Source organism: Gemmatimonadaceae bacterium (assembly GCA_040882285.1).
Taxonomy (GTDB): Bacteria; Gemmatimonadota; Gemmatimonadetes; order Gemmatimonadales; family Gemmatimonadaceae; genus JACDCY01.
On the sequence record JBBEBQ010000002.1, the window covers coordinates 18,670 to 27,331 of the forward strand.

Sequence of the window (8,662 nt, forward strand, 5' to 3'; positions counted from 1 at the left end):
CGGAGCCCTTCGACGTCGCAGCCCACGCGCCGCCGGAGCCCTTCGACGTCGCAGCCCACGCGCCGCCGGAGCCCGGGCTGATCGAGGAAGCGCTCGAGGCCGAGGAGCGGGTGCTGGAGTCCGCCGCTCCCTTTGTGACCGAGACGATGGCGGATCTGTACATGGAGCAGGGCTACCCGCACGAGGCGCTGGAGCTTCTGCTGCAGCTCGCCGAGCAGCGGCCGGATGAGCCGCTTCGCGCCAAGATCCAGCACATCGAATCTGTCATCGTCGCGCGGCGCGATGCGGCGGTGGCCGCGGCGCGCGCCGAGCGCGCGGAAACGGCGGAAGCCTTGGCGGCAATAGAGCCTCCTGCAGGTGCGGTTGAAGCCGGAGAGTCCGCGGAGCCGGCTGCCGAAGCGCCCCTGTCCATTCGCGAGATGTTCGCGCGCATGGACCGGGCCCGGCCCCGCGCCGCCGGCGCGGTCACTGCGCCGCCGATCTCACGCCGCCGCCCCGATTTCGTCCCGATGCCTGATACCGGCGAGAGCGATGCTGCCGCGGACCCCTTCGCATTCCCGAACGCACCGGAACCAGGGCCGGTACCGCGCACTTCAGGTCCGCAGCAGACGTTCAATCCGTCGACGGCGGACAGCGAGGACTTCGATGCGTGGCTCAGAGGGCTGAAAGGATCGTGAAGATCGCGATCATCAACGGGCCCAACCTCAACCTGCTCGGCAGGCGGGAGCCGCACATCTATGGCAGCACCACGCTCGGTCAGATCGAGAGCAGCCTCAGCGAGGTCGCCAAGGAGCTCGACGTCGAGCTCGAGTGCTCGCAGCACAACGGCGAGGGCGATCTCATCAGCGCCATCCACGCGCTCACCGAATCGGCTGACGGGATCGTCATCAACGCCGGCGCGTACACGCACACGAGCCTCGCGATTCGCGACGCGCTCGTCGGGGTGAATCTCCCGTACGTCGAGATGCATCTCACGAACATCTACGCGCGCGAGGAGCATCGGCGCCGGTCGATGCTGGCCGAGGACGCCCTCGCGGTGGTGTGCGGATTCGGGGCGTACGGCTACGAGTTGGCGCTGCGCGGCCTCGTCAGCACGCTGCGAAGCCGTGGCTGACATGCGCGAGCGGCGCATCGCCGCGCTGCGCGACGATATCGCGGGCGACCTCGACGCGCTGCTCGTCAGCAGTCTCCCGAACATCCGCTATCTGACCGGCTTCTCGGGAAGCAGCGCGCTGTTGCTCGTGACGCAGCGGGAAATGCATCTGATCACCGACTTCCGCTACGCCACGCAGGTGGCCGAAGAGGTCGGCGACCTGGCGCAGGTGAGGATCGAGCCGGTGAGCCTGTGGGACGGGTTGTGGGCGATTCTTCCGTCGCTCGCGAACGCGACGGCTGTCGGCTTCGAGTCCGCGCACATCGTGCATCGCGACTTTCAGCGGCTGCTGGAGAACAGCGGCGGCGGGGCGCGGCAATGGCGCGCGCGGGTGAACGCGGTCGAGCGGCTGCGCGAGTCGAAGGACGCCGGGGAAGTCGAGCTGATTCGGCGGGCGGCCGCGATCGCCGTCGAGGCGCTCGATCGCACGATCCCGCAGCTCGCCGCCGGCATGACCGAGCTCGAGGTAGCGGGCGTTCTGGAGAAGTCGCTGCGCGACGCCGGCAGCGAGGGCTTTCCGTTTCCGTCGATCGTCGCCTCCGGACCGCGCGCGGCGCTGCCACACGCGCGCTCTTCGGCGCGCGTGATCGAGCCGGGTGATTTCCTGCTGCTGGACTTCGGGGCCGAATACCGCGGGTACTGCTCGGACATCACGCGCACACTCGTCGTGGGCAGATCCACGAGCGAGCAGCGGGCGGTCTATGACGTTGTGCGGCAAGCGAATGCGCTGGCGGCGGGCTCCGTACGGGCGGGGATGACGGGGCAGGATGCCGACGCGCTCGCGCGGGGCTACATTGAGCGCGAAGGTTTTGGGGAAGCGTTCGGTCACGGCTTGGGACACGGCCTCGGCTTGGAAGTGCACGAGGCGCCCCGGCTTGCCCGGACGGCCGAGGGAACGTTGGCCCTCGGCGCGGTTGTGACGATCGAGCCGGGGGTGTACCGACCTGGGTGGGGCGGGATCCGCATCGAGGACGACGTGCACCTCGGTGCCGGTGGTCCGGAGATTCTCACGGACTTCACGAGAGAGCTAATCGAGGTCGCCTGACGGAATGGCGGCCGGTCCCTAAACAGCCAACATGTTCGATTTACGATACGTGAAGAAGTTGGTGGACATGCTCGACGGGTCCACGGTGGACTCGATCGAGATCTCGTCCGACAAGGGCATGAAGATCCGGATCTCGAAGGCGCAGCAGCAGGCAGTAATGCTGTCCGCGCCGGCGGTGGCAGCCCCTGCCGTGGCGCCGCCGGGCCCGGCGGCCGCGCCCGCGGCTGCTGCGACGCCGAAGCCGGAAAGCCCGAAAGAGACGCTGCTCGAGGCGAAATCGCCGATGGTCGGCACCTTCTATGCGGCGCCGGAGCCGGGCGGAAAGCCGTACCTCGCCGTCGGTGACAGAGTGAGGAAGGCGCAGATCATCTGCATCATCGAGGCGATGAAGATCATGAACGAGATCGAATCGGAGTTCGACGGGGTGGTGCGCGAGATCGTCGCGCAGGACGCCCACCCGGTGGAGTACGGCCAGGTCCTTTTCCGGATCGCCCCGAATGGCTAATCCCGCGCAGATCACTCCGCCGGAGACCGCCGCGCCGCTATTCGACTACAAGGCGATCCTGCAGCAGATGGTGCACAAGGGAGCGTCGGACCTGCACCTCAAGGTCGGCCGTCCGCCCACGCTCCGGATCAACGGCGAGCTGGTTCCGCTCGAGCTGCCGCACATCCGGCCGGAGCAGCTCCGCTCGCTCGTTGAGCAGACGATGAGCGCGAAGCACAGGCAGGAGTTCACCGAGCAGCACGAGGCGGACTTCGCGCTCGGAGTCCCCGGCATCGGCCGCTTCCGCGTGAACGCATACCACCAGCGGGGCACGATCGTGTTCGCCTTCCGCATCATCGCCTTCCAGGCGCAAACGATCGAGGAGCTGCACCTGGCGAAGGTATGCGCCGACATCGCCATGCGGCCGCGCGGCCTCGTGCTCGTGACCGGGATCACGGGTTCCGGAAAATCGACCACGCTCGCCGCGATGATCCACCACATCAACCTGAACCGGCGCGCCAACATCATCACGATCGAGGACCCGATCGAGTTCCTGCACCGCGACATCAACTGCCACATCAACCAGCGCGAGGTGGGGACCGACACTGCCAGCTTCGCGCAGGCGCTGCGGCGCGTGCTGCGGCAGGATCCGGACGTGATCATGGTGGGCGAGATCCGCGACATGGAGACGCTGGACACGGTGCTCAAGGCGGCGGACACCGGCCACCTGGTGTTTTCGACGCTGCACACGACCGACACGACGCAGACGATCAACCGCGTGCTCTCGTTCTACCCGCCGCACCAGCAGGACGAGGTGCGCTACATCCTGTCGAGCGCGCTCCAGGCGGTGATCTCGCTGCGGCTCGTGCCGCGCGCCGACAAGGCCGGTCAAGTGCCGGCCACGGAAGTGCTCATCAATACCGCGGCCGTGCGCGACAACATCCGCGACATGACCAAGGCGCTCGACATCCCCGAGCTGATTCGCGAGGGGACGATCCAGTACGGCATGCAGAGCTTCGACCAGTCGCTGATGAACTGGTACTCGCAGGGCATGATCACCTACGAGAACGCGATCTTCTACGCGACGAGCCCGTCCGAGTTCGCGCTCAAGGTCCAGGGCATCGCCGGCACCAGCGACACGAGCTGGGATAAGTTCACGTCAGGCACCAGCCCGTGATTCGGCTCCGTGTGGTCAGGCGCGTGCGGGGCGGGTATCCCATGCTGGCCCTACGCGAGCAAACTGCGCTCGCTAAGACGGGCCTGTATGGGACACCCGCCCGCGCCCGCGCCTGACCACCAAGCCACCGTCGTGCGACACCCGACTACGCTTGTGAAGTGCGCGCCGCGGTTCCCGACCGCCCCAGCCCGCGCGAACCCGCTGCGATCTCGCCCCGTCTTCAGTGCACGCACTAACAGCGATCGCACCGGGCCTCGCCCGCACCAGAGCGGCAATGTTTAAGAAGGTGCTGATCGCCAACCGGGGCGAGATCGCACTGCGGGTGATACGCGCGTGCAGGGAGCTGGGGATACAGACGGTCGCCGTGTACAGCGAAGCGGATAGGGAGTCGCTGCACGTGCGGTTCGCGGACGACGACGTGTGCATCGGGCCGCCGCCTGGGCGCGACTCGTACCTCAAGATCCCGCGGCTCATCGCGGCCGCGGAGATCACCGGCGCCGACGCGATCCACCCGGGCTACGGCTTCCTCGCCGAGAACGCGGAGTTCGCCGAGACGTGCGCCGCGTCCAACATCGAGTTCATCGGCCCCACGCCCGCGCAGATCCGCGTCATGGGCGACAAGGCCGCGGCGCGCAAGGCGATGCAGGACGTCGGCGTGCCGATCATCCCCGGCACGCCCGGGCCCGTCGACGACGTGGACGAAGCGCTGAAGTACGCGAAGGAGATCGGATTCCCGGTGATCATCAAGGCCTCCGCGGGCGGCGGAGGGAAGGGCATGCGCGTCGCGAAGGACGCCGAGGATTTCGCGCGCTCCTTCCAGCTCGCGCGCTCGGAGGCGCTGTCGGCTTTCGGCAACGCCGACGTGTACGTGGAGAAATACCTCGAGCGACCCCGGCACATCGAGTTCCAGGTCGTGGGTGACAGGCACGGCAACGTGGTTCACCTGGGCGAGCGCGACTGCTCCGTCCAGCGCCGCCACCAGAAGCTCATCGAGGAGGCGCCGAGCCCCGCGCTCAACGCCGAGCTGCGCGCGCAGATGGGCGACGCCGCCGTGCGCGGCGCGAAGGCCATCGAATACGTCGGCGTCGGAACGATCGAGATGCTGCTGAACGAGGATCGCTCGTTCTACTTCATGGAGATGAACACGCGCATCCAGGTCGAGCACCCCGTGACGGAGATGCTCACTGGCATCGATCTCGTCAAAGAGCAGATCCGGGTCGCCGCGGGAGAGAAGCTCTCGTTCAAGTCGCTGCCCGCGCTGCGCGGACACGTGATCGAGTGCCGCGTGAACGCCGAGGATCCCGCGCGGAACTTCCAGCCTTCGCCCGGGCGCATCGACACGTTCCACCCGCCCGGCGGCCCCGGCGTCCGGCTCGACACGCACGTGTACGCCGGCTACACGGTCCCCCCGTACTACGACTCCCTGCTCGCCAAGGTGATCTGCCAGGGGCGGGACAGGCAGGAGGCGATCCGCCGAATGCACATGGCGCTGGAGAGCTTCATCATCGAGGGCGTCACGACCACGATTCCGTTCCTCGCGCGCGTGATGGAGAACCCGCTGTTCCAGTCGGGGAACGTGGACACGAGGTTCCTGGAGCGGGAGCCCAACCTCATGAAGGACGTCGTCAAGGAAACAGCGTCGTGAGGCTCGACGTCTTCTTCGGCTTCCAGCAGCTCACCGCCGCCGACGTGGCCGGCAGGGTCGTGGCGGTCGTGGACGTGCTGCGCGCTTCCTCGACGATCGCGGCGGCGTTGGCCAACGGCGCGCGCGCGGTCGTTCCGTTCCTCACGTCGGACGACGCGGTCGCGCAGTCGAAGCAGCTGGGCCGCGAGGAAGTCCTCCTCGCGGGCGAGCAGAAGATGCTGCCGATCCCGGGCTTCGATCTGGGCAATTCTCCGAGCGAGTTCACCGCCGACAAGGTCCAGGGAAAGACGATTCTGCTCACCACGACCAACGGCAGCGGCGCCATCCTGGCTGCGCAGGGCGCGCGTGACATCGTGGTCGCGTCGTACGTCAACTTCTCGGCGGTGGCGGCCATGTTGCGGGCAGCCGTAGAAGCCGAGTCGGACATCGTGATCCTGTGCTCCGGGCACGAGCGGCGCTTCACTCTGGAAGATGCGGGTTGCGCGGGACGTTATGTTCGCGCTATTCAGAAGGGACTCACCGGGGTCGCGACCAACGACGGCGCTACCGCCTGCGCTCTCATCGACAGGAAGTATGGCGAGAACATCGCGAAGCTCCTCCAAGACTCGTACCACGGGCAAGCGCTCATCGGCGCGGGATTCGGCGACGACGTTTCTTTCTGTGCCGCGCTGGATTCGTTCGCTGTGGTCCCCGTTTACAGCGACCGGCAGATCGTCGCCCTCGGAGCAGGACGGATCTGACATAGACGGGCAGAAGATCCTGTCGCACGCCGACGAGGTACGGCGCGAGGTCGCGGCAATCGCGTTGCTCCTGTTCGCGATCTTCGTAGGCGGCGCGCTCGCGGTCCACGGCTACGCGTTGCTGACCGCGAGCCCCGACGGCCAGGCCGATCTTCGCGGCAGCTTCGGCGCGCTCGGCGCGGCTCTGGCCGCTCCCATCACGTCGATGTTCGGCTGGCCGGCGGCTGTGCTGATTCCGATCGCGCCAGCGGCGCACGCCCTGACGCTGTTCGGACGGCTCGACCGCGGGACCGACCGCTCGTGGCTCGTGTTCCTCCTCGGGATGGTCGTCCTGCTCCCGATCGCGTTCGGCTTCTCCCTCGGAGGAGCGGCCGAGCAGAATGCGCTGACCGGGATGTGGGGCGCATTCGCCGCGTATTATCTGCTGCGATTCGCCGGGATCGCCGGCGCGTGGATCATCTGGCTGCTTGCGTTGAGCGCCCTCATGGCCGCTACGCTCGCGTGGAATCCCGTGCGCGTGCTCGTGGGCCGGCGGGTGCGGGCGCTCGACGGGTTGGAGCCGTCGAACCCGGAGGATGCATTCCCTCAGCCCCGGCGCCGGCGTGGCAAGGAGCCTGATCCTCTGATCGCGCGCGCGCTCGAGCCATCGCCGGAAGAGATGCCGGCGCTGGACCTGACCTTGTTGGACGACGCGCCGGCAGTCGCGACCGACAGCGCGGCGCTACCGGCCCGGCCCCTCCGCGAGCGGAAGCCGAAGCCGGCTCCCTCCGTTGCTCAGGGCGCGGCTGGAAACGGGTCCGCTTCGCCGGCCGCCGCGCCAGCGCCGTTCGTCCGGGACGAAGCCGATGACGAGCTGCCGCCGCCCGAGCTCATCGCGCCCCTGCCCGCGCGCAACGCCGACGTCGGCAAGCGCGAGCTCGACGCGATGGGCGTGCAGCTCATGGACGCGCTGCGCACGTTCAAGGTCGAAGGCGAGCTGGTGGGGCGCACGACCGGGCCGGTCGTCACCCAGTTCGAGGTCGCGCCCGCGGCCGGCGTGAAGGTCCGCCAGATCGCGAATCTCTCCAACGATCTCGCGCTCGCGATGCGCGCGGCGAGCGTGCGAATAGTCGCACCCATTCCGGGGCGGGGCGCGGTCGGCGTGGAGGTTCCCAATCCCACGGCCGAGCTGGTGGGCTTTCGCGAGCTGCTCGACAGCAAGGACTTCCAGAACGCGCGCGCGGCGCTGCCGATGATACTCGGCAAGGATCTCGAGGGAACTCCGGTAATAGCGGATCTCGCGAAGATGCCGCACCTGCTGATCGCCGGAGCGACGGGCTCGGGCAAGTCGGTGTGCGTCAACACGCTCATCACGAGCCTGGTGTACCGGCACACGCCGCAGACGCTGCGCTTCCTGATGGTCGATCCGAAGATGGTCGAGCTCAGCGTGTACAACGTGCTGCCGCATCTCCGGCACAAGGTCGTCACGGAGAACCGCGACGCCGCCGCGATGCTCAAGTGGGCCGTGCTGGAGATGGAGGACCGCTATCAGCTGCTCGCGGCGAACGGCGCGCGCAACATCCAGGACTTCAACCGCAAGTTCCAGGAAGGCGTGAAGCTCGTGCAGCCCAAGCGGCCGGACGTGGCGTTCGAGAACCTGGAGTACACCGGCGGACTCCTGCCGTACATCGTGCTCGTCATAGACGAGCTGGCCGACCTGATGATGACCGTGCAGGGAGAAGTCGAGCGGCCGCTCGCGATGCTCGCGCAGAAGGCGCGCGCGATCGGGATCCACCTCATTCTCGCGACGCAGCGGCCGAGCGTGAACGTCATCACGGGTCTCATCAAGGCGAACTTTCCGAGCCGGATCGCGTTCCGCGTCGCCTCGCAGGTGGACAGCCGCACGATTCTCGACGGGATCGGGGCCGAGTCGCTGCTCGGCAACGGCGACATGCTCTTCATTCCGCCCGGCAAGGCCGAGCCCGCGCGAATCCAGGGCGCGTTCATCTCCAACGCGGACACCGAGCGGCTCACGGGCTGGTTCGAGGAGCGGACGCGCGCGCGGAAGGAAGCGCTGATGTCGGGATCGGTCGCCACGGAAGAGGACATCCTCGAGTTCGTGCGGCAGAAGGAGATCGCGGAGCAGGGCCGGGGGGGGGCGGAGGGCGAGGAAGGCGACGGCGACGATCGCGACAAGCTGTTCCGCGAGGCGGCCGAGACCGTGATTCAGCACCAGCAGGGTTCGACGTCGCTGCTGCAGCGGCGGCTCAAGGTCGGCTACGGCCGCGCGGCCCGGATCATCGACCAGCTGCACGCGGCCGGCGTGCTCGGCCCGCCCGACGGCTCCAAGCCGCGAGACGTGCTCGTCGGCCTGGACGAGCTCGACCGCATCCTCGGCCCACGACCGTAGACTTTGCTTGGTTGCCCCGCGCGGGCATC

At 68.0% G+C, this 8,662-nt stretch carries 8 protein-coding genes; all 8 read left to right on the forward strand.

Features of this window, described 5'->3' with window-relative positions:
- Positions 1-677, forward strand: a 677-nt coding sequence (locus WEA80_00130) for a hypothetical protein (GenBank protein MEX1184979.1), incomplete at its 5' end; no start/stop codon positions are given.
- Positions 674-1,114, forward strand: a complete 441-nt coding sequence (aroQ, locus tag WEA80_00135) for a type II 3-dehydroquinate dehydratase (protein MEX1184980.1) — start codon at positions 674-676, stop codon at positions 1,112-1,114. The genes WEA80_00130 and aroQ, both read left to right, overlap by 4 nt.
- A 1-nt stretch (position 1,115) precedes the next feature.
- Complete coding sequence (locus WEA80_00140) at positions 1,116-2,198, forward strand: aminopeptidase P family protein (GenBank protein MEX1184981.1); 1,083 nt, start codon at positions 1,116-1,118, stop codon at positions 2,196-2,198.
- Between the two features lie 31 nt (positions 2,199-2,229).
- Complete coding sequence (accB, locus tag WEA80_00145) at positions 2,230-2,703, forward strand: acetyl-CoA carboxylase biotin carboxyl carrier protein (GenBank protein ID MEX1184982.1); 474 nt, start codon at positions 2,230-2,232, stop codon at positions 2,701-2,703.
- Complete coding sequence (locus WEA80_00150; protein ID MEX1184983.1) at positions 2,696-3,859, forward strand: PilT/PilU family type 4a pilus ATPase; 1,164 nt, start codon at positions 2,696-2,698, stop codon at positions 3,857-3,859. The genes accB and WEA80_00150 overlap by 8 nt, the downstream gene beginning before the upstream one ends.
- A gap of 274 nt (positions 3,860-4,133) precedes the next feature.
- A complete protein-coding gene (gene accC / locus WEA80_00155; GenBank protein ID MEX1184984.1) occupies positions 4,134-5,504 on the forward strand; it encodes an acetyl-CoA carboxylase biotin carboxylase subunit in 1,371 nt (456 codons plus the stop codon).
- Positions 5,501-6,244 (forward strand): 2-phosphosulfolactate phosphatase, encoded by a 744-nt coding sequence (locus tag WEA80_00160; protein MEX1184985.1) that lies wholly within the window; start codon positions 5,501-5,503, stop codon positions 6,242-6,244. Before accC ends, WEA80_00160 begins: the two co-directional genes overlap by 4 nt.
- The gene (locus tag WEA80_00165; GenBank protein ID MEX1184986.1) at positions 6,165-8,633 is read left to right on the forward strand and encodes a DNA translocase FtsK; all 2,469 of its coding nucleotides are present in this window, start codon (positions 6,165-6,167) and stop codon (positions 8,631-8,633) included. The genes WEA80_00160 and WEA80_00165 overlap by 80 nt, the downstream gene beginning before the upstream one ends.
- Positions 8,634-8,662 lie beyond the last annotated feature (29 nt).